General features: G+C 72.6%; 26 protein-coding genes. 11 read left to right on the top strand and 15 right to left on the bottom strand.

Features of this window, described 5'->3' with window-relative positions; all coding sequences use genetic code 11:
- Positions 1-348 precede the first annotated feature (348 nt).
- Complete coding sequence (locus ACLJWH_RS08800) at positions 349-1,230, top strand: SCO6745 family protein (protein ID WP_411141039.1); 882 nt, start codon at positions 349-351, stop codon at positions 1,228-1,230.
- 78 nt (positions 1,231-1,308) lie between these two features.
- Here ACLJWH_RS08800 and ACLJWH_RS08805 read toward each other — a convergent pair whose 3' ends face one another.
- Together ACLJWH_RS08805 and ACLJWH_RS08810 are read right to left on the bottom strand one after the other, a co-directional pair.
- Positions 1,309-1,866 carry a Clp protease N-terminal domain-containing protein gene (locus tag ACLJWH_RS08805; RefSeq protein WP_411141040.1) on the bottom strand — a complete coding sequence of 186 codons (558 nt, stop codon included), beginning with the start codon at positions 1,864-1,866 and terminating at the stop codon, positions 1,309-1,311.
- The gene (locus ACLJWH_RS08810; protein ID WP_411141041.1) at positions 1,866-2,075 is read right to left on the bottom strand and encodes a helix-turn-helix domain-containing protein; all 210 of its coding nucleotides are present in this window, start codon (positions 2,073-2,075) and stop codon (positions 1,866-1,868) included. Before ACLJWH_RS08810 ends, ACLJWH_RS08805 begins: the two co-directional genes overlap by 1 nt.
- A gap of 144 nt (positions 2,076-2,219) precedes the next feature.
- Here ACLJWH_RS08810 and ACLJWH_RS08815 point away from each other — a divergent pair, with 144 nt between their 5' ends.
- The gene (locus ACLJWH_RS08815) at positions 2,220-3,011 is read left to right on the top strand and encodes an antibiotic biosynthesis monooxygenase (protein WP_411141042.1); all 792 of its coding nucleotides are present in this window, start codon (positions 2,220-2,222) and stop codon (positions 3,009-3,011) included.
- Between the two features lies 1 nt (position 3,012).
- Complete coding sequence (locus tag ACLJWH_RS08820; protein ID WP_411141043.1) at positions 3,013-3,519, top strand: cupin domain-containing protein; 507 nt, start codon at positions 3,013-3,015, stop codon at positions 3,517-3,519.
- On the opposite strand, the gene ACLJWH_RS08825 is transcribed toward ACLJWH_RS08820, so the two are convergent.
- From ACLJWH_RS08825 to ACLJWH_RS08840, 4 genes are all read right to left on the bottom strand, one after another.
- Positions 3,477-4,334 (bottom strand): TetR/AcrR family transcriptional regulator, encoded by an 858-nt coding sequence (locus ACLJWH_RS08825; protein ID WP_411141044.1) that lies wholly within the window; start codon positions 4,332-4,334, stop codon positions 3,477-3,479. The genes ACLJWH_RS08820 and ACLJWH_RS08825 overlap by 43 nt on opposite strands.
- Before the next feature lie 143 nt (positions 4,335-4,477).
- A complete protein-coding gene (locus ACLJWH_RS08830; protein ID WP_411141045.1) occupies positions 4,478-5,125 on the bottom strand; it encodes a HutD family protein in 648 nt (215 codons plus the stop codon).
- A 26-nt stretch (positions 5,126-5,151) separates the two neighbouring features.
- Complete coding sequence (locus ACLJWH_RS08835) at positions 5,152-6,114, bottom strand: zinc-binding dehydrogenase (protein WP_411141046.1); 963 nt, start codon at positions 6,112-6,114, stop codon at positions 5,152-5,154.
- 187 nt (positions 6,115-6,301) lie between these two features.
- Positions 6,302-7,567 (bottom strand): NADP-dependent malic enzyme, encoded by a 1,266-nt coding sequence (locus tag ACLJWH_RS08840; protein WP_411141047.1) that lies wholly within the window; start codon positions 7,565-7,567, stop codon positions 6,302-6,304.
- A 530-nt stretch (positions 7,568-8,097) separates the two neighbouring features.
- Between ACLJWH_RS08840 and ACLJWH_RS08845 the strand changes: the two genes are divergently transcribed.
- From ACLJWH_RS08845 to ACLJWH_RS08855, 3 genes are all read left to right on the top strand, one after another.
- Positions 8,098-9,072 (top strand): ABC transporter substrate-binding protein, encoded by a 975-nt coding sequence (locus ACLJWH_RS08845; protein ID WP_411141048.1) that lies wholly within the window; start codon positions 8,098-8,100, stop codon positions 9,070-9,072.
- 66 nt (positions 9,073-9,138) lie between these two features.
- The gene (locus tag ACLJWH_RS08850; RefSeq protein WP_411141049.1) at positions 9,139-10,080 is read left to right on the top strand and encodes an amino acid ABC transporter permease; all 942 of its coding nucleotides are present in this window, start codon (positions 9,139-9,141) and stop codon (positions 10,078-10,080) included.
- A 47-nt stretch (positions 10,081-10,127) separates the two neighbouring features.
- A complete protein-coding gene (locus ACLJWH_RS08855; RefSeq protein WP_411141351.1) occupies positions 10,128-10,880 on the top strand; it encodes an amino acid ABC transporter ATP-binding protein in 753 nt (250 codons plus the stop codon).
- A 173-nt stretch (positions 10,881-11,053) separates the two neighbouring features.
- On the opposite strand, the gene ACLJWH_RS08860 is transcribed toward ACLJWH_RS08855, so the two are convergent.
- The gene (locus ACLJWH_RS08860; RefSeq protein WP_411141050.1) at positions 11,054-11,815 is read right to left on the bottom strand and encodes a class I SAM-dependent methyltransferase; all 762 of its coding nucleotides are present in this window, start codon (positions 11,813-11,815) and stop codon (positions 11,054-11,056) included.
- Between the two features lie 93 nt (positions 11,816-11,908).
- Here ACLJWH_RS08860 and ACLJWH_RS08865 point away from each other — a divergent pair, with 93 nt between their 5' ends.
- Positions 11,909-12,538, top strand: a complete 630-nt coding sequence (locus ACLJWH_RS08865) for a CGNR zinc finger domain-containing protein (RefSeq protein WP_411141051.1) — start codon at positions 11,909-11,911, stop codon at positions 12,536-12,538.
- Here the strand turns inward: ACLJWH_RS08865 and sodX are convergent.
- Complete coding sequence (sodX, locus tag ACLJWH_RS08870) at positions 12,442-12,918, bottom strand: nickel-type superoxide dismutase maturation protease (RefSeq protein ID WP_411141052.1); 477 nt, start codon at positions 12,916-12,918, stop codon at positions 12,442-12,444. The two genes, ACLJWH_RS08865 and sodX, sit on opposite strands and share 97 nt — an antisense overlap.
- Before the next feature lie 167 nt (positions 12,919-13,085).
- Here sodX and sodN point away from each other — a divergent pair, with 167 nt between their 5' ends.
- The gene (sodN, locus tag ACLJWH_RS08875; protein ID WP_033298259.1) at positions 13,086-13,481 is read left to right on the top strand and encodes a superoxide dismutase, Ni; all 396 of its coding nucleotides are present in this window, start codon (positions 13,086-13,088) and stop codon (positions 13,479-13,481) included.
- A gap of 142 nt (positions 13,482-13,623) precedes the next feature.
- Here the strand turns inward: sodN and ACLJWH_RS08880 are convergent, their stop codons facing one another.
- A complete protein-coding gene (locus ACLJWH_RS08880; RefSeq protein ID WP_411141053.1) occupies positions 13,624-14,583 on the bottom strand; it encodes a LysR family transcriptional regulator in 960 nt (319 codons plus the stop codon).
- Positions 14,584-14,802: 219 nt separating this feature from the next.
- On the opposite strand from ACLJWH_RS08880, the gene snpA reads away from it, so the two are divergent.
- Entirely contained in the window at positions 14,803-15,447 is a 645-nt protein-coding gene (gene snpA / locus ACLJWH_RS08885; RefSeq protein ID WP_411141054.1) for a snapalysin, read from the top strand.
- A 171-nt stretch (positions 15,448-15,618) separates the two neighbouring features.
- Here the strand turns inward: snpA and ACLJWH_RS08890 are convergent, their stop codons facing one another.
- The 4 genes from ACLJWH_RS08890 to ACLJWH_RS08905 form a co-directional block, all read right to left on the bottom strand.
- The gene (locus tag ACLJWH_RS08890) at positions 15,619-16,161 is read right to left on the bottom strand and encodes a GNAT family N-acetyltransferase (protein ID WP_411141055.1); all 543 of its coding nucleotides are present in this window, start codon (positions 16,159-16,161) and stop codon (positions 15,619-15,621) included.
- A 306-nt stretch (positions 16,162-16,467) separates the two neighbouring features.
- Complete coding sequence (gene crcB / locus ACLJWH_RS08895) at positions 16,468-16,842, bottom strand: fluoride efflux transporter CrcB (protein ID WP_411141056.1); 375 nt, start codon at positions 16,840-16,842, stop codon at positions 16,468-16,470.
- Entirely contained in the window at positions 16,839-17,297 is a 459-nt protein-coding gene (locus ACLJWH_RS08900) for a DUF190 domain-containing protein (protein ID WP_411141352.1), read from the bottom strand. Before ACLJWH_RS08900 ends, crcB begins: the two co-directional genes overlap by 4 nt.
- Positions 17,298-17,308: 11 nt before the next feature.
- Entirely contained in the window at positions 17,309-17,746 is a 438-nt protein-coding gene (locus tag ACLJWH_RS08905; protein ID WP_411141057.1) for a fluoride efflux transporter FluC, read from the bottom strand.
- Positions 17,747-18,027: 281 nt separating this feature from the next.
- Between ACLJWH_RS08905 and ACLJWH_RS08910 the strand changes: the two genes are divergently transcribed.
- Both ACLJWH_RS08910 and ACLJWH_RS08915 read left to right on the top strand, forming a co-directional pair.
- A complete protein-coding gene (locus tag ACLJWH_RS08910) occupies positions 18,028-18,849 on the top strand; it encodes a FadR/GntR family transcriptional regulator (protein ID WP_411141058.1) in 822 nt (273 codons plus the stop codon).
- Positions 18,842-20,131, top strand: a complete 1,290-nt coding sequence (locus ACLJWH_RS08915) for a CynX/NimT family MFS transporter (RefSeq protein WP_411141059.1) — start codon at positions 18,842-18,844, stop codon at positions 20,129-20,131. The genes ACLJWH_RS08910 and ACLJWH_RS08915 overlap by 8 nt, the downstream gene beginning before the upstream one ends.
- 46 nt (positions 20,132-20,177) lie before the next feature.
- On the opposite strand, the gene ACLJWH_RS08920 is transcribed toward ACLJWH_RS08915, so the two are convergent.
- Positions 20,178-21,263, bottom strand: coding sequence for a magnesium and cobalt transport protein CorA (locus ACLJWH_RS08920; RefSeq protein WP_411141353.1), 1,086 nt, complete (start codon positions 21,261-21,263; stop codon positions 20,178-20,180).
- A 136-nt stretch (positions 21,264-21,399) separates the two neighbouring features.
- The gene (locus ACLJWH_RS08925; RefSeq protein WP_411141060.1) at positions 21,400-22,929 is read right to left on the bottom strand and encodes an MFS transporter; all 1,530 of its coding nucleotides are present in this window, start codon (positions 22,927-22,929) and stop codon (positions 21,400-21,402) included.
- Positions 22,930-22,985 lie beyond the last annotated feature (56 nt).

The following is a 22,985-nucleotide window of genomic DNA, read 5'->3' on the forward strand; positions in this document are numbered from 1 at the left end:
GGGATACGGGGAACAAGGGGACAACGGGGAACGGGCGGGGCGGAGTTCACCAGGACTCCGCCCCGCCCGTACGCGTTTCTTCCGTCCCCTCGGACCCGCCCGCCCCTGCCGTCCCCGCGGTGGAACCCCGCCCCACCCAACTGTCCGGCAATTACGTAGAGTTGCTTACGGCGGCCTGGGTTCACCGCACGTAATCGGGGAAGTCAGTCTTTCGCACGGCTTTTCGCCCGGCACCGGGACGTGGGGGCCTCAGCCGCCGGCTCCGCGGACCGCCGGCCGTGCCCTGGCCCCCGGACCACGGTCAACTCCCCCTGTCTGTAAGCATCGTGAAGGCCATGAGGTAAAGCGATGTTGGAATACCTTTCGGTCGCCCGCCGGATGTGGCACCAGTTCGAGCCACTGCACGCCACGCTCTACTTCGCCCCCGAGGCCCGTCAGGTCGCCGCGGGCCTCGGGTACGACGTCGCCTCCCGCTGGCCCAGCTACTTCGCCTGGCGGACGGCCCCGCTGGGCGCGGCCGGGCCCGAGCTGGTGGCCGCGACGTACTACAGCTTCAGCCCCCGGATGATCGCCCGCTATGTTCCGCAGATCTGGGCCACGGCGGACCCGGCCAAGGTGCTGGACGCGCGGCTGCGGGCCATGGACCGCGCACTGGTCCCCCTCATCGGCGGCCGGCTGAGCGCCACGCAGCTCGCCGAGGCGGCCCGGCTGGCCCGCCAGGCCGCCGAGAACACCGGCCTCGCGGCCCGCCCGCTGGCCGCCGCCAACCGCGATCTGCCCTGGCCCGACGCCCCGCATCTGGCGCTCTGGCAAGCCGCGACCATACTGCGCGAGCACCGTGGCGACGGCCATCTGGCGGCGCTGCTGACCAGCGGACTCGATCCGTGCGAGGCGCTGGTGTCGGTCGCCGTGGTCGGCGCCGCACCGGCCGCCGGCTTCGTCGGCCGCGGCTGGAGCGCCCAGGAGTGGCACGACGCCCGGCACCGCCTCGCCGCCCGCGGCTGGATCGCCCCGGACGGCACCGCGACCGAACTCGCCCACCGGGAGCGGGCGGCGATCGAGCGGATGACGGACCGGCTGGCCGCCGGCCCCTGGCGGGCACTGGGCCGCTGCCGCGCCGAACGGCTGGCCCAGCTGCTCGGCCCGGTACTCGACGCGGTCTTCGAGGCCGGTTACGCGCCCCGGCGCGGCACCCCGGGAATCGGCGCGGTGAAGGCCGGCCACCCGTAACCCGGCCACCCCCGCCCCGCGGACCCCGCCGCTCCCCCGTCCCCTCGGCCGGCCGCCCGCCCCGGTCCGCCCGTTCCCTCAGCCGGCCGCGGCCGCGCGCGCCAGCACCCGCAGCACGGCGTCGTGCGTCACGCCGTGGTCGGCGAGCACGGCCGCGGCCGGTCCCGGCCCGGCCGTCAGGGCGATCAGCAGATGCTCGTCGCCGATGTGCCGGTCGCCGCGGCCGAGCGCGATCCGCAGGGACCGCTCCAGTACGGATTTCGCCTCCGCGGTGAACGCACCGCGCGCCCGCTTCCGGCGCCCGCCCGGCTTCGCGGCCGCCAGCGCGCCGACGCCGTGCTCCCGTTCCACCCGCGCCACGATCTCCTCGACGTCGATCCCGAGCCCGGCCAGCGCCGCCGCGTCCGCGGACGAGACGCCCCCGCGGCGGCGCACCGCCGCCAGGGCGGCCACCACGGACTCCCGGCGTCCGTGGATGCCGAGCGCGCCGAGCGCCGCGGCGGCGGGCGAGTCCGTACGGTCCAACAGCGCGAGCAGCAGCTCCGGTTCGCCGACCGCGGCTGCGCCCGTACGGTCCGCGTGCGCGACGGCTCCGCGCACCACCGCGCGCGCGTCCTGCGTGAACTTCTCGAACATCAGCGCCTCCCGTGCTTCTTGTGGACCGCCTGCCGGCTGACCCCCAGCTCGGCGGCGATCTCCTGCCACGACCAGCCCTTCGCCCGCGCGCTGCGCACCTGCACGGCTTCGAGCTGCTCCAGCAGCCGGCGGAGCGCGGCCACGGCGCGGAGCCCGGTCCGGGGGTCCTGATCGCCCGCCCGCTCGGCGAGATCCGTTGCTTCGGTCATACGTGTCAATTTACGTTGACACTCGACAGGCGTCAACCCTCGTTGACGCCAGGATCGCCGCGCACCCTGACTCCCTTGACCTCAAGCGCACTTGAGGGGGAAGGCTTCCGAACAGCGGAAACCCACCGCAGAACGGAGCCCGCGATGCGCCTCACCACCGATTTCCCCGATATCCGGCGCGCCGACGCCGGCACCGCCCTCGTCAGCTCGTGGCTGGTGCCCACCGCCGGTCTCCAGCGCCCGGCCGCCGACGCCGTCCACGCCGAGTGGGAGCACCAGGAGCGCCCGGCCGCGATGCTCTCGCTCAGCACCTTCCTGAGCACCGACGGCGGCCGCCTGCTCCACTACGCGCAGTGGACGAACGACGACGACCACCGGGAGTGGGCACGCACCCGGCGGGATGCGGCCGTCAGCCGGATCGACGAGGCGGTGCCCGGCATCCGGCGCCCCGGGCTGGTGCGCTACCGGCGGTACCGCAGCTACGTACCCGAGCGGCCGGCCGGGCGCCGGCCGGGCCTCCTCGCCGTACCGGCGTTCGCCACGGACGGCCCGGCCGCCCAGCGCACCCTGGCCGACACCGTGCTCGGCGTACTGGCCCGGGAACAGGTGCCGGGGCTGCTCGGCGCCCACTTCCACCTGAGCCAGGACGGCACGAAGGTGCTCAACTACGCCGAGTGGGCGGACCTCTCGGCGTGGCGGGAATTCGCCGGCCACGGTGTGTCGGCGGAGCTGGCGGCGGCGATCCGCGCCATGGACGGCGTCACGCCCGTCCCCCCGGAGTTCCCGGTGTCCCCGGAGCCGCCGGAGTCCGGGGCGCCCCCGATGCACGCCGTGGCTCGTTACCAGCTGTACAGAAGCCTGGTCAATGTGCCCGTCCCGACCAGCACCGCACCCACGGCCACCGGCCGCGCCGCCACTTCCCCGCGAGGAGACTGAGATGACCTACCCCGACCCCCGCTACCTGGGCGACCACGGCGAGATCAGCGCCGTCCACCGCCCGGCGGACACCGCACCCGACATCGTCAGCGGCACCCAGCGCACCCACTACCTGGCGACGCACGCCGCCACCGGGGGCGAATTCGGCCTCTACCGGCTGGACATGGACCCCCGGGCGCCCGGGGCGGCCACCCACTTCCACCGGGCGATCTCGGAGTCCTTCTTCATCCTGTCCGGGGCGGTGCGGCTCTACAACGGCGAGCGCTGGACCACCTGCCGCGCGGGCGACTTCCTGTACGTACCGGTGGGCGGGCTGCACGCGTTCCGGAACGATACCGACGACCCGGCGTCGCTGCTGCTGCTCTTCGCACCGGGCGCGCCGCGCGAGGAGTACTTCGAGCGGGTCGCGGAGATGTCCCTGCGCGGCGGCCGGGAACTCGACGAGTTCCGGCTCCGGCACGACAGTTACTTCGTGGACGGAGCGCCGGACGGCGCGTCGGAGAGCTGACCTCGGCCGGGCGTGGTCCGCAGTGGGCGGCCCCGCGCTCCGGCCGGGCCGAGGAGGCGGTCGAGGTGGTAGTCGAGGATGCGCGACACCTCGGCCATCGTCCGGCGCCCGTGCAGCACGTCCAGGCCCAGCCCCGTGACACCGGACACCAGCAGATCCGCCTCGTGCCGGGGGCCGGTGTCCGAGGCCGCCCGCCCGGCCTGCCCCGCCGCCTGCCGGATCAAGGTGTCCACCAGTTCCTCCAGTGGGTGGCTGCCGTGCAGGAGGAGCGCGGCCAGCTCGGGGTCGGTCAGGCTGCGGACGTAGTAGGCGAGGAACACCCGCAGCGCCGTGCGCCGTTGCTCGTCCACCGGCAGGAACGTCATCAGGACGCCGCGCAGCACCGCGCGCGGATCGCGGGGGTCGGGCAGCCGCGCCAGCCGGTCGCGAGCGCGCCGTTCGTTCTCCTCGTGCAGCAGCCGGAGCGACTCGACCAGCAGCCGGCGTTTGCTGCCGAAGGCGTACTGGACCACCCGCAGCGACACCCCGGCCTCGGCGGCGACCTCGCGCATGCTCGCCGACTCCAGACCGCGCCCGGCCGCGATCCGCCACACCGCCTCGGCGATCTCCCGACGCCGCCGGGCCGCCGCGCTCGCGGCGGACACCTCGGTGTGCGGGGCGGCGGGCCGCGTGGTCGCCGCGCGCTCCCGCTTCCGCCGGCGGTACGCCTTCGCCTGACAGCTCCGGGAGCAGTACGCGGGCGGCCGCCCGCGCTCCGCCGCCGGCAGCCGCGATCCGCACACCAGGCATCCGCCCGTTCCCTTTTCCGCACGCACACAGCCAGCCTACCGCGCTACAGAGCGTGACGAATATCGGAGAATATCCCTGCTCGGAGACGGATCGGAGCTGCGAATACAGGCCCAAGACGCGCGCGGTGGAGCACCGGATCCCGAGCATTAATGGATACAGTCGTACCCCTTCACGCCGACAGTGCGACGACGGCCGCGACCCCGTCCGTCCCCATCTCGGCCGCCGCCGCCCGCGCCCCCGTGAGCCACACCGCGTCGAACCGTGCCAGCGCCACCACCGGCTCCCCCGGCGTACTCAGCCGCGTACGCCCCTCCAGCGCCATCACGAGCACGCCCTGCCCGGCGGACCGGCCGCCGTCCGGCCCGGTACCGGTCCCGGCCCCGCTCCCGGTCCCCGCCGCCACCCGCCGGACCCCGCGCACCATCTCCACCGTCGCCCGCGCCCGCCCCTCCCGGAGCATCACATTCAGATTGACGACCGGACCGTGGAGCAGCCGGCCGACGGTGGCCGCGCCGCCGGGGAAGGCGCACGGCCGGTAGCGGTCCGCGCGCAGCCCGGAGGTGCCCGCCACCGTCAGTTCCGTACCGGCGCCGGCCACCACGGTGAGGATGCGCCGGACGCCGGGCAGCGGCGAGTACGGCCCGTCCGCCGTCACCTCGGCCAGGCTCACCCGCCAGTCGAAGGTGTCCCAGCCGGCGCCCGGCGGGTGGACCGCCACCTCCCGGGTCACCCCACCGCCGTTGCGCCAGGCCACGGCGGTGCGCCCGGCCGCCCGCAGGATGCGTGACGCGTCCAACTCGCCCCCGGCTCCGCTCACTTGCCGCCCCCGCCCTCGCGTACCCCTCAGACCGTGAGGACGACCTTGCCGAACAGGCCACCCGCCGCCATCTTCGCGAAGCCCTCGCGCGCCCGGTCCAGCGGCAGCGTCGAGTCGATCACCGGCCGGACGCCCTTGGCGGCGCAGAAGCTGAGCAGCGACGCCAGCTCCTCCTTGCTGCCCATCGTCGAGCCGACGATCCGCAGCTCCAGGAAGAAGATCCGGTTGAGCTCCGTGCGCTCGGGGTGGAAGCCGCTGGTGGCGCCGGAGATGACGAGGGTGCCGCCGGGGCGCAGCGACCGGACGGAGTGCGACCAGGTGGCGGCGCCGACCGTTTCGAGCACCGCGTCCACCCGGTGCGGCAGCCGCTCCCCGGTGCCGAACGCCGCCTCGGCGCCCAGCTCTTCGGCCCGCCGGCGCTTGGACTCGTCCCGGCTGGTGGCGAAGACCCGCAGCCCGGCGGCGGCGCCCAGCACGATGGCGGCGGTGGCCACCCCGCCGCCCGCGCCCTGCACCAGGACGCTCTCCCCGGGCCGTACGCCCGCGTTGGTGAAGAGCATCCGGTACGCGGTCAGCCAGGCCGTGGGCAGGCAGGCGGCCTCCTCGAAGGTCAGCTCCTTCGGCTTGGGCAGGACGTTCCAGGCGGGCACGGTGACCTGTTCGGCGAAGCTGCCCTGGTAGCGCTCGGTGAGGATGGAGGGCTTCTCGCCGGGGCCGACGCCGTGCCCGGTCTGCCCGATGACGGAGTGCAGGACGACGTCGTTGCCGTCCGCGTCGGTCCCGGCGGCGTCGCAGCCGAGGATCATCGGCAGCGATTCCTCCGCGAGCCCCACACCGCGCAGCGACCACAGGTCGTGGTGGTTGAGTGAGGCGGCCTTGACGTTGACGGTCGTCCAGCCGGGGCGTACCTCGGGAGCCGGCCGCTCCCCCAGTTCGAGCCCGTTGAGCGGCTGGTCACGGTCGATGCGGGCGGCGTAGGCAGCAAACATGATCCCAACGTAGGCCGCGGGTGCGCGCGACGGTAGCGCGCAGGCGTGTGACACGCGCCGCGCCCACGCGCCCACCGGTGGACCGGGCCCGTCCCGGCGCCCGGCCGGACCGGTCCCGGGCAGCAAAAAGGGCCCCGCCCGGGGTGTTCCGCACCGCCCCGGGCGGGGCCCTTCCGTCAGCCGGCGGTCAGCGGCGGGCCACCCCGTCGGCGCGGGCCGCGGCGGCCACGGCGGCGGTGACGGCCGGGGCGACGCGCTCGTCGAACGGCGAGGGGATGACCCGGTCGGCGGCGAGCTCGTCGGCGACGACGGCGGCCAGCGCCTCGGCGGCGGCGAGCTTCATGCCCTCGGTGATCCGCGAGGCGCGCACCTGGAGCGCACCGGCGAAGATGCCGGGGAAGGCCAGCACATTGTTGATCTGGTTCGGGTAGTCGCTGCGCCCGGTGGCGACCACGGCCGCGTACTTGTGCGCGACGTCCGGGTGGATCTCCGGGGTCGGGTTGGCCATGGCGAAGATCAGCGAGTTCTTCGCCATCGACGCCACCGCCGCCTCCGGCACCGTGCCGCCGGAGACCCCGATGAAGACATCGGCACCGGCCAGGGCGTCCTCCAGCGAACCGGTCAGCCCCGCCTTGTTGGTGAAGCCGGCCACCTCGCGCTTGATGTCCGTGAGGTCGTCGCGGTCCGCCGAGACGACGCCCTTGCGGTCGCAGACCGCCACATCGCCGATGCCCGCCTCGATGAGGATCCGGGCGATGGCGACACCGGCCGCCCCGGCGCCCGAGATGACGGCGCGCAGCGCGCCGAGCGGCCGCTCGGTGAGCCGGGCGGCGTTGCGCAGCGCGGCGAGGGTGACGACGGCGGTGCCGTGCTGGTCGTCGTGGAAGACCGGGATGTCCAGCCGCTCCTGGAGCCGCCGCTCGATCTCGAAGCAGCGGGGGGCGGAGATGTCCTCCAGGTTGATCCCGCCGAAGGAGGGGGCGAGCCGGACGACGGTCTCCACGATCTCGTCGGCGTCGGTGGTGGCGAGCGCGATCGGCACCGCGTCCACCCCGCCGAACTGCTTGAAGAGGATGGCCTTGCCCTCCATCACGGGGAGGGACGCCTCCGGGCCGATGTCGCCCAGGCCGAGCACCGCGGTGCCGTCCGTGACGACGGCGACGACCTGGGACTTCCAGGTGTAGTCGTGCACCAGCTCGGGCTGCTCGGCGATGGCGCTGCACACCTTGGCCACGCCCGGTGTGTACGCGAGGGACAGGTCGTCCGCGTCGCGGACCGGGACGGTCGCCCGGATGGCCATCTTGCCGCCGCGATGCAGCGCGAAGGCCGGATCGAAGGGCGCGTCGGGGCCGCTGTCCGGGCCCGCGCCCGACTCGGCGCCCGCGTCCGCGGCCACGTCCGCGTCCAGGCCGGTAGTGCTGTCGCTGCGAGGATTGACGATCTCCGCTGCCACTTGTTCAACCCCTTTATTCGTAAATCAGTTGAGGGTGTGACCACTCCCTGGTCAAGGGGTGGGCGGGCACCGCGTCCGCGCCCGGCGCGACGGATGGCCACCGCGCGGGGGAGGTACGGACGCCGGGCGCGCCGCACACGCGCCCTGAGCCCCGGATGAGGGGTGTAACGGTCCTTTCTACCCGACGGGCGCGGGCCCCGACGAGTCGGATTCGCGACCCCACGGATCATGGTTTCGACAATAGCGGCGAACTGCACATAAGCGCAGAAGAGTCACCCCCTGCTGTCCGGATGACGAGACGGCCGCGCTCCACCAGGGACTTCGCGCGCTCCAGCGCCGTCGGGCCCTCCTTGGCACACAAGGCCCGCGCACCGCTCGCGCATTCCCGTTATCCGATTTTGACCTCTTCGGCAGTCCGGATTCCGGTGTCCGGATGGCAGGATTCCCAAATCAACCGGGGGCTCGACAGTCGAATCCGGGTGCCCCGGTCGCTGCCCGTCAGCTACTCCCTCATCAGCAGGAGGAACAGCATGACCGCACGCACCAGCCGTCGCCCGGCCGTCGGCAGGTCTCGCTCAGCCGTGGCCGCCGCGACCGCGGTCGCGGCCTCGTTGCTGCTGCTCAGCGGCTGCGGGGACCAGACCGACGCGGCGATAGCCAAACGCGAGGCGCAGAAGAACCGGAACACCGGCGCGCCGCTCTTCAAGATGCTCCCCAAGGACATCCAGGAGAAGGGCCTGATACAGGTCGGCTCGGACATCACGTACAAGCCGGTGGAGTTCCGCACCAACGGCGTGGTCGAGGGCATCGACCCGGATCTGGCGGCCGCGCTCGGCAAGGAGCTGGGCGTCAAGCTCAACTTCAACAACGCCACCTTCGACACCCTCATGGGCGGCCTCAAGTCCAAGCGCTACGACCTGGCGATGTCGGCGATGACCGACACCAAGGAGCGCCAGCAGGGTATCGACGGCAGCACCGGCAAGAAGATCGGTGAGGGCGTCGACTTCATCGACTACCTCAACGTCGGTGTCTCGCTCTACACGCAGAAGGGCAAGACCCAGGGGATCGACGGCTGGGAGGCGATGTGCGGGAAGAAGATCGCGGTACAGCGCGGCACCGTCTCGCACGACCTGGCCAAGGACAAGTCGAAGGCGTGCGAGTCGGGCGGTGAGGCGGCCATCTCCATCGAGGCGTTCGACAACGACTCGGAGGCCCAGACCCGGCTGCGCACCGGCGGCGTGGACGCCGTCTCCAGCGACTATCCGGTCGCCGCGTACGCGGTGAAGATCTCCGGCAAGGGCAACGACTTCCAGATGGTCGGCGGCGCACCGCTCAAGGCGGCGCCGTACGGCATCGCGGTCCCCAAGGACAAGCCGCAGCTGCGCGACGCCCTCAAGGCCGCCCTGGAGAACGCCATCAAGAACGGCTCCTACGCCGACGCCCTCAAGAAGTGGGACGTCAAGGACGCCGCGGTCAAGGACGTGCAGATCAACGGCGGTTCCTGACCCGCCCCTCGGCCGTCCCCCCGTTCCCTTCGCGCCACTCCCGCCGAACGCTGAAAGGCAACACCCGTGTCAGCTGACGTCGACAAGCCGGCCCAGCCGCCGGCGGACGCCCCGCCGTCCCCACCCGAGCCCATCAGGGCGATACCCGTCCGGCACTACGGGCGCTGGATCGCGGCGCTGGCCGTCCTCGCGGTGCTCTTCCTGCTCGTCCGCGCCTTCGCCGCCGGGAACGTCAACTGGGACGCCATACCGGAGTACTTGTTCAACGCGGACATCCTCAAGGGCCTGCGCAACACCCTGCTGATCACCCTGCTGTCGATGATCATCGGCATCGTCCTCGGGGTGATCCTGGCCGTGATGCGCCAGTCCAAGAACCCGGTGACCTCGACCGTCGCATGGTTCTACGTCTGGTTCTTCCGCGGTACGCCGGTCTACGTCCAGCTCTTCCTCTGGTTCAACCTCGGCCTGGTCTTCCAGTACATCGACATCATGCCGATCTACAAGGACGAGTGGTCGGACTTCATGACCCCGTTCCTGTGCGCGCTGCTGGGCCTGGGGCTCAACGAGGCCGCGTACATGGCGGAGATCTGCCGGGCCGGTCTGAACGCCGTCGACGAGGGCCAGACCGAGGCGGCGCACGCGCTGGGCATGAGCCACGGCAAGACCCTGCGCCGGATCATCGTGCCGCAGGCCATGCGGGTGATCGTGCCGCCGACCGGCAACGAGGTCATCAACATGCTCAAGACCTCCTCACTGGTGATCGCCGTGCAGTATTACGACCTGTTGCAGGCCGCGCAGAACGTCGGACGCGACTCCGGTGTCGTGGTGGAGATGCTGATCCTCGCCGCCGCCTGGTACCTGATCGCCACCACCGTCCTGAGCATCGGCCAGTACTACCTGGAGCGCTACTACGCCCGCGGCTCCAGCCGCCAGCTGCCGCCCACCCCGTTCCAGCGCGTCAAGGCGAAGCTGTCCGGCGGCCCCCACCGCGCCGGAGGCACCGCATGACCGCCAGCAGGACCACCAGCACGACGGCCGGGCAGAAGGCCGTCCCGATGGTCCGGGCCGAAGGCGTCCACAAGTCCTTCGGCTCGGCCCACATCCTCAAGGGCATCGACCTCGAAGTGGCGCCCAAGGAGGTCTTCTGCCTGATCGGCCCGTCCGGCTCCGGCAAGTCGACGTTCCTGCGCTGCATCAACCACCTGGAGAAGGTCAACGCGGGCCGGCTGTCGGTCGACGGCGAACTGGTCGGCTACCGCGAGCGGGACGGCAAGCTCTACGAACTGCGCGACCGCGAGGTGGCCGCCCGCCGCCGCGACATCGGCATGGTCTTCCAGCGCTTCAACCTCTTCCCGCACATGACCGCGGTGGAGAACATCATGGAGGCGCCGATCCAGGTCAAGGGCGAGTCGAAGGCCGCCGCCCGGGAGCGCGCCACCAAGCTGCTGGACCGCGTCGGACTGGCCGACAAGGCCGCCAACTACCCCTCCCAGCTCTCCGGCGGCCAGCAGCAGCGCGTGGCGATCGCCCGCGCGCTCGCCATGGAGCCGAAGCTGATGCTCTTCGACGAGCCGACCTCGGCCCTCGACCCGGAGCTGGTCGGCGACGTCCTGGACGTCATGAAGGACCTGGCGGCGGACGGTATGACGATGATCGTCGTGACCCATGAGATGGGGTTCGCCCGCGAGGTCGGCGACTCGCTGGTCTTCATGGACGACGGCGTGGTCGTCGAATCCGGCCATCCGCGCGAGGTGCTCGGCGCCCCGAAGCACGAGCGCACCAAGTCGTTCCTGTCCAAGGTGCTCTGAGCGCCGCGCCCGCTCTCCCCGTGCCCCACCGGAAAGGCGGTACGCGGCCCGCGCGGGGCCCCGTACCGCCTTCGTCCGTACCCGGCGGCGTCAGCCGGCCGCGCCGCGCCCGGTCACGCCGCGCCCGGTCACGCCGCCGCCCGTCGCGTCCGCACCGGCCGCACCGGCTCCGCTCACTTCAGCGCCAGCACCAGTGCGTCCGACGGCGAGCGCCACACCGTCCGCGCCTCGCCGAAACCGGCGTCGCGCAGCGCCTGGGCGTGCCACGCGGCGGAGGGGGTGTCGCCGTCCGCGTGCTCGCCGTAGATCTCGAAACGCTCGGCGGTCGGCCCGGCCAGCCGCGGGTCGGCGGCGGCCAGCTGCCACCAGCCGGCCCAGTCGACCGCGCCGGCCTCCTTGGCGCGGTCCATCCGCCGGTGCCGGAACTCCCGCTCCGCGGCGTTGATCCGCGGGGTGGCCTCGTCCGGCATGTGATCGGCGTTCATGAAGACCCCGCCGCCCCGCACCAGCGAGCCGAGCTGTCCGTACAGCGTCCGCAGATCGTCGCTGTAGAGCCAGTGCAGCGCGGTGGCGGTCAGCACCGCGTCGTACGCATCGTGCGGCAGCGCCTCCGTCCACCGCGGGTCCTTGAGGTCCGCCCGGACGAACCGGACCCGGTCCTCGCCCTCGAAGTACCCTTCGGCGATGGCCAGCAGCGCGGGATCCAGGTCCACCCCCACGCTCTCGGCCTTCGGGAACCGCTTGAGCAGCCGGTCGGAGATGGTGCCCGTACCGCAGGCCAGGTCCAGCACCCGGGGCGCGGTGCCGACCAGTGCCTCGACCATGTCGAGCATCACCCCGAACCGCTCCTCGCGGTCGGGGAGGTACCACTCCTGCTGCCGGTCCCAGCTGTGCTGCCACGACTGCCAGTCGGTACCGGTGACATGCTCGGTCATCGCTTCCCCTTCAGTCCGTAATACCCTCTAAGGGATAACACCCATTACGCACGCTCAGTACGCACCTTAGACCGCCCCCCGTAAGGACTACAAGTGGAACTGGCCTATTACTCGGACTACGCCGTGCGGCTGGTCAACACCGAGCAGCCCGAGCGCGGCGGCGACACCCTCACCTCCGTCGAGGCGGTACGCGAACTCTTCGGCGTCGCCCAGCAGGCCGCCCGGCGCGCGACGGACAGCGACGTCACCCGGCTGCGCGCGGTCCGCACCCGGCTGCGCGCCGTGTTCGAGGCGGCCGACGCCGGTGACGAGGTGCTCGCCGTCGACCTGCTGAACGCGCTGATGATGGAGTTCCCGGTCAGCCCGCAGATCTCCGGCCACGAGTTCCGGGACGACGACGGCCGCCCCGACTGGCACATGCACATCGCCGACCACGCGGCCAACGCCACCGCCGGCTACACCGCCACCGCCTGCATGGGCCTGGCCTTCCACCTCACCGCGCTGGGCGTCGACCGGCTGGGCATCTGCGAGGCGCGCCCCTGCCGCAACGTCTACCTCGACACCTCGACCAACCGCTCCCGGCGCTACTGCTCCGACCGCTGCGCGACCCGCGCCAACGTCGCCGCCTACCGCGCCCGCAAACGCCTGGCGAGCGAACGGTCCGCCCGCACCGGCCGGACCGCCGACAGCACCCAGGAGAGCGCCGCGCGCGGCGACCGCTGAACCCCGTGCGGCGGCCGCACCCGGACCCAGGCGCGGGCGACGACCAGTTCGTCCGGCACCGTCCCGAACTCCCGGCTGTCGTTCTCGACGTACGGGTTGTCGCCCTGCACCCACCACCCGCCGTCGCGCCGCTCCACGGCCCGCTTGACGATCAGCAGGTCCTGCCGGAACGGATGCCGCAGCACCACCACGTCACCGGGCCGCACCGCCGCGCCGTACTGCACCACCAGCTGGTCACCCGGCCGGAGCGTCGGCACCATCGACGGGTTGTAGACCTCCGCCAGCCCGAACGCCCGCAGCAGCCCGCGGCGCCCCCGGTCCTCCTCCGGATCGTCCCCCCGCTCGCGCTCCGGCCCGCGCTCGTGCACCCGCTCCGGCATCCCGTACCTCCCCGTCCCGCACCGGTCCGACCCGCTCACCGGTCCATCCTCCCTCAGTCCCGGTCCGGCACCGGACTTTTGCCCTAAGCCTCCGGGCCACCCGAGAAAACCCTTCCCGCACCGAGTAATCTCGCACCTGAGAAGACGATCACGAGGAAGGATGGAACATGCTCTCCCGCCTGTTCGCCCCCAAGGTCAAGGTAAGCGCCCACTGCGACCTGCCCTGCGGCGTGTACGACCCGGCCCAGGCCCGCATCGAGGCCGAGTCCGTCAAGGCCGTCCAGGAGAAGTACCAGGCCAACGAGGACGCGGACTTCCGCACCCGGGCCGTCCTGATCAAGGAGCAGCGCGCCGAGCTCGCCAAGCACCACGTCTCGGTGCTGTGGAGCGACTACTTCAAGCCCCCGCACTTCGAGAAGTACCCCGAGCTCCACCAGCTGGTCAACGACACCCTCAAGGCACTCAGCGCCGCCAAGGGCTCCAACGACCCGGCGACGGGCCAGAAGGCCCTCGACCTGATCGCCCAGATCGACAAGATCTTCTGGGAGACGAAGAAGGCTTGATCTCTGGTTAGGCCGTCTGACCTGCGAGTCCGCGGGTCGCATCGCCTACCTGCCCGCACCCGGTCCGCAGGCCGCCGAACACGGCGTCCACCGCGGACCGGGTGCGGTCGTATGTCCGGGCCGGGGCGACCGCCCGGCCCGTCTAGGTCGCCACCGGCAGCGGCCCCTCATTGCGCATCAGCCAGGCCCGGTAGGCGGTGCTCGCCCAGGCGATCTCGCGGTAGGAGGAGACCAGGTCCGCGAAGAGGGCTTCGGCGGGGGCGGCGAGGGGGGTGTCGGGGCGGCAGGCCATGAAGAGGCGGACGGCCAGGGGGTCGCCGTGGAGGGGGCGGATGGTCATGCCGTGGCGGGGGCGGGAGGTGGGCTGGCAGGGGGTGACGACCTCGCCGGCGGCGACCAGGTCCGCGGCGGTGAGGTAATCGCCGTGCACCACCCGGGGGTTGACGCCGGCCGCGGTCCAGATGCGGCGCAGGCCGGCCCATTCGCCGTCCACCGTCGGGTCGACCATCCACTGGTCGCCGGCGAGGTCCGCCAGTTCGACGACCGGCCGGGCGGCCGCCGGGTGGCTGATGGGCAGCGCGATGAACTGGGGCTCGCGGGCGATGAGTTCATGTATGGCGAGGCCCTCGGGGACCCGTAGCGGTGCGCCCTCGACCTCGTGCACGAAGGCGACGTCGAGCTGGCCCACGGCGACCATCTGGAGCAGCGCGTTGGCGGAGACGTCGATCCTTATCGTCGGGTCCGTCCCCGGCAGCCGGGCCCGCAGCCGGCGCAGCCAGCCGGCCACGGCGCGGCTGCTGGTGCTGCCGATGTGCAGCCGGGTGTCCCGGTCCCGTACGGTCGCCGCGGCGATCTCGTCGATCAGCGCCCGCATTTCGGCCAGTATCGGGCGGGCCCGGCAGAGTACGGAGTGGCCCAGGGGCGTCGGCCTGCTGCCGGTCGTTTCGCGGAAGAACAGCTGGCCACCGAGGGCTTTCTCGATGCGGTGGAGCTGGGTCGACAAGGAGGGCTGGGTCATCCCCAGCTGTCGGGCCGCTTTGCGTACGCTGCCGGAGTCGGCGATGGCACACAGTGCGCGAAGGTGCCTCACTTCGAGCTCCACGCCGGGAGCATAACGACGTTCGCGCCTGTCACACCAGACTCTCAAACCTGCTCGAACACTCCTTTTTTGTCCGGGGTATTGCCTGGTGCTATCGCCACCTGACATCTCCGTCCCCCAGGTGAACTCCGTCCAGACTCAGCGGCACCAAGAAATCCGCAGGGCCCCGGCCGCCGCCCCACACGGCGACCGTACGGCCCTCGGAAATTAAGGAGCCCCCACATGAGATCTCCCAAGACGGCGCTGTCGGCAGCGCTCGGCCTGGGCCTCGCCGCCGCACTCACCGCCGCAGCACCGGTGTCGGCAGCCTCCCCCACCTCCCCCTCCCACAGCACGCGCGCCTCCATCGCCGCGTACACCGGTTCGGCCGCGGAGAAGGCCGACACGAAGGCGTTCTTCCAGGCCGTGATGAAGTCGGCCAAGGCGAAGATGAAGGCGCACCCGGGCCTGAAGACGGTCACCGTCACCTATGACGCCAGCGGCGCCCCCACGTTCGCCGGCGAGATAGCGCAGACCGCGCAGATATGGAACAGCGCGGTACAGAACGTGAAGCTCCAGGCGGGCAGCGGCGGCGACTTCCAGTACCGCGAGGGCAATGACCCGCGCGGCTCGTACGCCAGCACCGACGGTCACGGCTCGGGTTACGTCTTCCTGGACTACCAGCAGAACCAGGAGTACAACTCCACCCGCGTCGCCGCGCACGAGACCGGTCACGTCCTGGGTCTGCCGGACCACTACTCGGGTCCGTGCAGCGAGCTGATGTCCGGCGGCGGCCCCGGCACGTCCTGCCAGAACACCCAGCCGGACGCGAACGAGCGCGCGCAGGTCAACCAGCTCTGGGCGAACGGCCTGGCCGGCCTGCGCTAGGCCCGCGGCCCGGCGAAACCGCGTCCTTCGCCTGCGATCACACGGTGGGGCTCTTCCCGGGCCCCACCGTGTGCGCGTGTCCGGGGCCGCTTCCCGGCCCGGACGTACCCGGGGCACCCGCGCGCCCGGGGAGCGGCACCGCCCGGAGCGCGGCGCCGCCCGGCCGCCGGGTCACGGCAACGACCGGCTCCACGCCTCCCGGTCGGACCGCTCACCGGCCGGCTGCGGCCAGCCGGCGGGCTGCCAGCCCCATGAGCGGAACGCGGCCCCGGCCGGTGCGTTGTCCGGTGCGACCAGGGCGACCGCCATCGCGGCCGTACTGCGGATCAGCAGCGTCTGCTGGAGCCGGGTGGCCACCCGGGTGCGCCGGTAGGCGGGCAGCACCATCAGTTCCGCGATGATGAACAGCCGCCCGGCGGCCCCCAGTTCGCGCATTTCCTGCGGCACCTCGCCGCGGAAGTCGCGGCACCACTCGCCGTCGCGGTCCGCGGCGTAGCCGTAACAGCAGCCGGCCAGCGCCGGATCGCTGCCGATGACCATCTCGAAGCCGGGGCGCTGGATGTCGTGCTCGGCGAACCGGCGCAGGAACTCCTCCCGCCCCTCGCCGCCGTCGGCCGGCCCGCCGCGCCGCGCCGCGACGTACAGGTCGGCTACGGACTCCCGTTGGGTCTCCGCCTGCCACCTGGTCAGACGCCGTAGGAACACCTCTGCCATGGGCTCTCCCGATTCTCCCGATTACGCGAATTCCAGCGGTTCTGCCGGTCCCGCCGACCCCATCCGTCCCGCCGAACTCGCGGCGGGACTGCGCCGGAACCCGTGTCGGAGATACCCGCAAGTTTACGGGGTGATCGTTCGTCAGGCCCCGGTCGGAATCAAGCCGGTGATCAGGGACGGGGAGCATCGGCAGCGGGGACGGGTCGCGTCGGTGTCGAGGACGGCGTCACGTCGGGTGTCAGGGCAGGTTCAGGGGCGGGCCGGGGCGGTGTGGCACCGCGGCCGACCGGTGTCCGCCCGGCCGGATCAGCCCCAGAGCGCCTGGGCCGCCGCCGCGCCGGCGAACGCGGCGCCCAGGCCGGCGACCACGCCGGCCAGGACGTTGGCGACGGCGTAGAACCGGGCGCCGTCCTCGGCCAGCCGGAGCGTCTCGTAGGAGAAGGTCGAATAGGTCGTCAGCGCGCCGCACAGCCCGGTCCCCACGAGGAGTTGGACGTGTGCGGAGGCGGCGCCCGCGACGACCGCGCCGGTCAGCACGCCGAGGATCAGACTGCCGACGACATTGACGGTGAAGGTCCCCCAGGGGAAGACCGTGTCGTGCCGGGACTGCACGAAACGGTCGGCGAGGAATCGCAGCGGCGCCCCCACCATCGCACCCGCCACCACCAGCACCCAGTTCACCCGCGCCCGCCCTTCTCCGCTCCCCTGTCCGTACCGCCCGTGCCCGTGCGGGTGCCCGCGTCCGGGTGCGCGCCGCCCGCCGGGGCCGGGCCCCGGTAGGTGATGACCTCACAGGCTTCGAGGGTCACCAGGCCGCCGGTCACGAGGAGTTCGTCCACCTGCGGGAGGAAGGCGCGCACCCGTTCCTCCGTATCGACGATGACGACCGCGACCGGCAGCTCCTCGCTCAGCGACAGCAGCCGCTGGGTGTGGATCAGGGAGGCGGCGCCGAAGCCCTCGATACCGCGGAAGACGCTGGCGCCGGCCAGCCCCGCCGCGCGGGCGCGGTGCACGATCTCCACGTACAGCGGCCGGTGGTGCCACACATCGCGTTCGCCCACCAGGACGGTGAGCCGCAGCGCCGGGCCGTCGAGGCGGGCCGCGCCGCGCGCCCCGTCGTGCCGCACGTCCCGCATCGCGTCACGCGTCATACCGATCGCCGCCTTCGTTCGAGGAGTCCGCGGGTGACCGCCATCGCGGCCCAGACGGCGGTCAGCGCGGCGAGCACCGTGGCGCCGAGACAGGCCATGCCCAGGGCCGCCCGCCGGGCGTCCACCAGCCGCTGGATGTCCACCGCGTACGTCGAGAAGGTGGTGAAGCCGCCCAGGATGCCGGTGCCGAGGAACGGGCGGACCAGCCGGTGGGGCGACCACACCTCGGTGATCAGCACCATCAGGACGCCCATCAGCGCGCAGCCGGCGGCATTGACGCCCAGGGTCGTCCAGGGGAAGGTGCCGCCGGGCGTGGGCCAGATCAGCGAGGCGCCGTAGCGGGCCGTGGCGCCGATGCCGCCGCCCACCGCGACCGCGCCGATCACCGGCCACTGTCCGCGCCAGGGCGGCTGCCCGCCCGGTTCCTTGCTCATACGTCTCCCACTCGCCGCCGCGTCGCGTCGCGTTCCGGTGCAAGCAGGGACCGTTGGCGGCGGATGCGCCGCGGTTCGGGTACGGCGGGCCCCACCGCCGCGCGGCGGTCACGGGGACCGCCGACCCCCTCAGGCTAACCCCGCCCATTTGACAGCGCTAAACATGGGATGTTCCCATCACCGGTGGAATATCCATGCTGAGGAATACCTGTGCGGAGGGCATGCCCATCCGCCCGGGGACGCCATGGACGTGGCCGACGAGAGAGGGAGGACGGCGCCCGATGCCGCTGCGCAGCACCGCCCGTACCAGCCTGGTGGACCTGGTCATCGAGCAACTGGAACGGCTGATCGCCGAGGGCGAGTGGGAGGTCGGGACGAAGATCCCCGCGGAACCGGTGCTGGTGGAGCAGCTCGACGTCGGCCGGAACACCGTCCGGGAGGCGGTCCGCGCGCTGGTGCACACCGGGATGCTGGAGCCGCGGCAGGGCGACGGGACATACGTCCGCGCCCGCAGCGACTTCGGCGCGGCCGTGCAGCGGCGGCTGCGGCGGGCCGAGCACCTGGAGGCGTACGAGGTACGCGCCAGCCTGGAGCGGGACGCCGCGCGCTACGCCGCCGAGCGCCGCACCGACGCGGACCTCGCCGCGCTGCGCGGTGCGCTGGCCGAGCGCGGCCGGGCCTGGGACAGCGGCGATGTGGCCGCCTTCATCGACGCGGACATGCACTTCCACCGCACGGTCGCCGCCGCGGCGCACAACAGCGTGCTGGCCGAGCTGTACGAGCATCTCGGCGACGCGCTGCACGCGACGTTGCAGGCGGTGGTGCGGACGCCACTGCCCGACGCGGTACGCCATCAGCTCCACGCGCACACCGCCATCGTCGACGCCATCGAGGCACGGGACGCCGACGCCGCCGAGCGGGCGGCGCTCGCACACCTCACCGAGGCCATGGACGCACTGCGCGAGCCGGGCCCCGACGACGGCGCCGCCACGGCCGGGCACACCCCGGCGGCGACCACGACGGACACCACCACGGACAGCTCGGCGGGGACCTCGGCGGACAGCCCGGGGGACGGCTCGGACGGAGAGGGCGACCATGCCTGACGAAGGACCGATACCGACCGGTGGCCCGACGGCCACCGTCTCCCCCGCCGGCCCGGCACCTGCACCGTCCGGACCCGCGCCCGCCGCCGCCCCGTCCGGCGTCACCGGACGGCAGGCGCTCTATCTCGGCGTCGGCGTCATCCTGCTGGCGCTGAACCTGCGCCCCGCCCTGGTCGCCGTCTCCCCGCTGGCCGGCACCATCCGCGCCGACAGCGGGATGTCGGCCGCCGCCACCAGCCTGCTCACCGCGCTGCCGCTGCTCTGCTTCGGCCTGCTGGCGCCCCTCGCGCCCCGGCTGGGGCGGCGGCTGGGCATGGAACGGTCGCTGCTCGCCACGATGGCGCTGATCTGCGCGGGCACCGCGCTGCGGCTGCTGGACTCGGTGGTGGCGCTGTTCGCCGGGACGATCGTGATCGGCGCCGGTATCGCCGTCGCCAATGTGCTGCTGCCCGGCCTGATCAAGCGGGACTTCCCGGCCCGCGCCGGGCTGATGACCGGTCTGTACTCCATGTCGCTGTTCGGCGGCGCCGCGCTCGCGGCCGGTGTCACCGTGCCGGTCCAGCAGGCGACCGGGATGAACTGGCAGGCGACGCTCGCCTGCTGGGGCGCGCTGGCGGTGATCGCGCTGGTCTGCTGGCTGCCGCAGACCCGCGCCCGTACCCGGGTGTCGGCGGACGCGGCCCGGCAGGCGGCGCACCCCGTGCGCGGGCTGTGGCGCTCCCCGCTGGCCTGGCAGGTCACCGGCTTCATGGGCCTCCAGTCGCTGAGCTACTACGCGGCCGCCGCCTGGCTGCCGACGATGCTCAAGGACGCGGGGATGAGCGCGGGCGACGCCGGCTGGATGCTCTCCTTCTCGTCCCTGCTGGGTATCGCGGGCTCCTTCCTGGCCCCCGTCGTCGTCGGCCGGCGGCTGCGCGCCGGGACGCTGGCCACCCTCGGTACGGTGCTGTGCGCGGCGGGCTTCGGAGGGATGCTGGTGGCGCCGGTCGGCGGCGCCTATGTCTGGATGACGCTGCTCGGCCTCGGCCAGGGCGCGGCGATCAGCCTGGCGCTGCTGTTCATCGTCCAGCGCGCGCCGGACACCCGGCACACCGCCCAGCTCTCCAGCATGGCCCAGTGCTTCGGCTACATCCTCGCGGCCACCGGCCCGGCCGTCCTGGGCGCCGTCCACGACGCCTCCGGCAGCTGGACGGTCCCCCTCGTCGTCCTGCTGGTGCTGCTGGTGCCGCAGATCGCGGTGGGCTGGGGCGCGGCACGGCCCCGGCACGTGTCCGGACGGTAGGCGGGGCGGGCGGTGCGGCCGGGCGCCCCGCGCCTTCCCGCCGGTCCTACAGCCAGCCGTTCCGTTTGAAGCCGCGGTGGATCAGCCCGCACACGGCGAGGGTCACGGCCACCACCAGCGGATAGCCGAACGGCCAGTCCTTCTCCGGCATGTACCGGAAGTTCATGCCGTAGATGCCACAGACCATGGTCGGTACGGCCAGGATCGCGACCCAGGAACTGATCCGGCGCATGCCCTCGTTCTGGGCGACGGTGACCTGGGCGAGATGCGCCTGGAGTATCGAGTTCAGCAGTTCGTCGAAGGCCGTGATCTGTTCGGTGACCCGGTCGAGATGGTCGGCGACGTCCCGGAAGTACGTCGTCAGCCGCGGGTCGACATGGTCCATCGGCTCACCGGCCAGCGCCTGCACCGGCCGGACCAGCGGGGCCACCGCCCGCTTGAGTGCGAGGAGTTCGCGCTTGAGCTGGTAGATCCGGCCGGCCCCGCGGCTGCCCCGGACGGAGAAGACCTCGCTCTCGACGTCGTCGATGTCGTCCTGGACGGCGGCCGTCACGTCCAGGTAGTCGTCCACGACCAGGTCCGCGACGGCGTGCAGCACGGCGGACGGGCCGAGCGCCAGCTGCTCGGGCACGCTCTCCAGTTGCTCGCGGAGCGGGCCCAGCGAGCCGTGCCCGCCGTGCCGCACGGTGATCACGAAGTCGGCGCCCGTGAAGAGCATGATCTCGCCGGTCTCCACCACTTCGCTGACGTCGGTCAGCCGGTCGTGCTCGACATAGCGGACCGTCTTGAAGACGGTGAACAGCGAATCGTCGTAGTGCTCCAGCTTGGGCCGCTGGTGAGCGTGGACCGCGTCCTCCACGGCGAGCGGGTGCAGCCCGAACAGCTCGACGATGCCCGCGAATTCCCGCTCGGAGGGCTCGTGCAGCCCGATCCACACGAATCCGTTCCCGCACTCCCGGACCTGGCGGATCGCCACGTCGGCCGGGTGGTCGCCGGGCTGCCGTACCCCGTCGGCGTACACCGCGCAGTTGACGACGGCGGTGCCGAGCGGCGAGCGCGCGGGGTGGCTGAGGTCGACCCCGCGGGTGCGCGGCTGCGGCAGCCGGACGGCTCTGCGGAGGTTGCTGATCATCGACACCGCGCCAGTATCCCGCGCGGGGCGGAGCAGCGGTATGTGCCGGACCCGGCTTCCGTACGGGGCGGCACGGGGCCGGGGACGCGCGTCCCCGGCGGCGCGCCCCGCCCCCGCCCGGACCGCGGGCCGGCCCTCAGACCAGCGCCGGCTGCTCCCGCCCGGTCTCCGTCCCGGCCTCCGCCCGGCCGTCGGCCGCCGGCTTCGCCGCGCCCCGCGTCCGTGCCCGCCGCGGCAGCAGGAACAGCAGCCCGAAGACGAGGACCAGACCGCCCGCCACCCACCACAGGGCGTTCGTGGTGGCGGCGACGAACGAGGCTCCCGGGGCGGTCCCGGCGCCGCCCGGGTCGCCGACGGCTCCGAAGAAGGCCACCGACGACAGTCCGAGTCCCAGTGCCATGCCCAGCTGGCCGGTGGTGTTGAAGATCCCGGAGGCCGAACCGGAGTGCTCGGCCGGCACCTCGGAGAGCACCGAGTCGGTGATCGGGGCGACGATCAGGCCCATCCCGACGCCCATCAGGACCATCGCGGGCACCATCTGCCAGGACGCCAGCGCGGTGCCGTAGTGGCCGGCCACGCCGATGTAGAGCAGCGCGCCCGAGAGCATGATCAGCGCACCGGCTTGCAGGACCCGCCGGCCGAAGCGCGGCACCAGCTTCTGTACGGACAGCCCGGCGGCGGCCGAGCAGGCGACCGAGAACGGCACCCCGGTCAGTCCCGCGTGCAGCGGACTCCAGCCCAGCCCGAGCTGCATATGGAGCGTCCAGATCAGGAAGAACAGGCCGTTGACGGCGCCGAAGGTCAGCTGGACACCGCTGCCCGCCGCGAACGTCCGGACCCGGAAGAGGGAGAGCTCCACCAGCGGCGAACCGTCCTTACGGGCCTTGGCGCGCTCGTAGCGGACGAACACCGCGAGGACGAGCGGGCTCGCGGCCATCGAGACGAAGCCCCACACCGGCCAGCCCGCCTCGCGCCCCTGGGTGAGCGGGTAGAGCACCATCAGCAGGCCGACGGTGGCCAGTGCCGTGCCGACGAGGTCGAGGCGGAGTGCCCCGGCCGCCCTGGACTCGGTGATGAAGCGGCGGCCGAGCAGGATGCCGGCGAGTCCGACCGGCAGATTGATCAGGAATATCGGCCGCCAGGCGAGGCCGAAGAGGTCTCCCTCGGTGAGCAGGGCCCCGATGAGCGGACCGCAGACCGCGCCGAGGCCGATGACCGCGCCGAACATCCCGAAGACCTTGCCACGCTCGTGGGCCGGAAAGCTGACGTGGATGATCGCCAGCACCTGCGGGACCATCAGCGCCGCCATCGCACCCTGCACGACCCGCGCGCCGATCAGCATTCCCGGGCCCGCGGCGAACCCGCACAGCGCGGAGGCGAGCGTGAAGCCGCCGATGCCCAGCAGGAAGAGCTTCTTGCGGCCGAAGATGTCGCCGAGCCGGCCGCCGGTGATCAGGCCGATGGCGAAGGCGAGGGCGTAGCCCGCGGTGACCCATTGCAGCGCGGTGAAGGACGCGCCGGTGTCGCGCCGGATGCTCGGGATGGCGATGTTGACGATGGTCGCGTCGACCAGATCCATGAAGCTCGCGGTCAGGACGACGGCGAGCGCGATCCAGCGTCTGCGGTCGGCCGCCTCGGGTGGTGCGGACGGGGCGGTGGTGGTCAAGACGTTCTCCTGAGTAGCGGAAAGGCTGAGCGAAAGGGCTGCGCGGACCGGCCGGC

Source organism: Streptomyces sp. x-80 (genome assembly GCF_046549095.1).
GTDB classification, from domain to species: Bacteria; Actinomycetota; Actinomycetes; order Streptomycetales; family Streptomycetaceae; genus Streptomyces; species Streptomyces celluloflavus.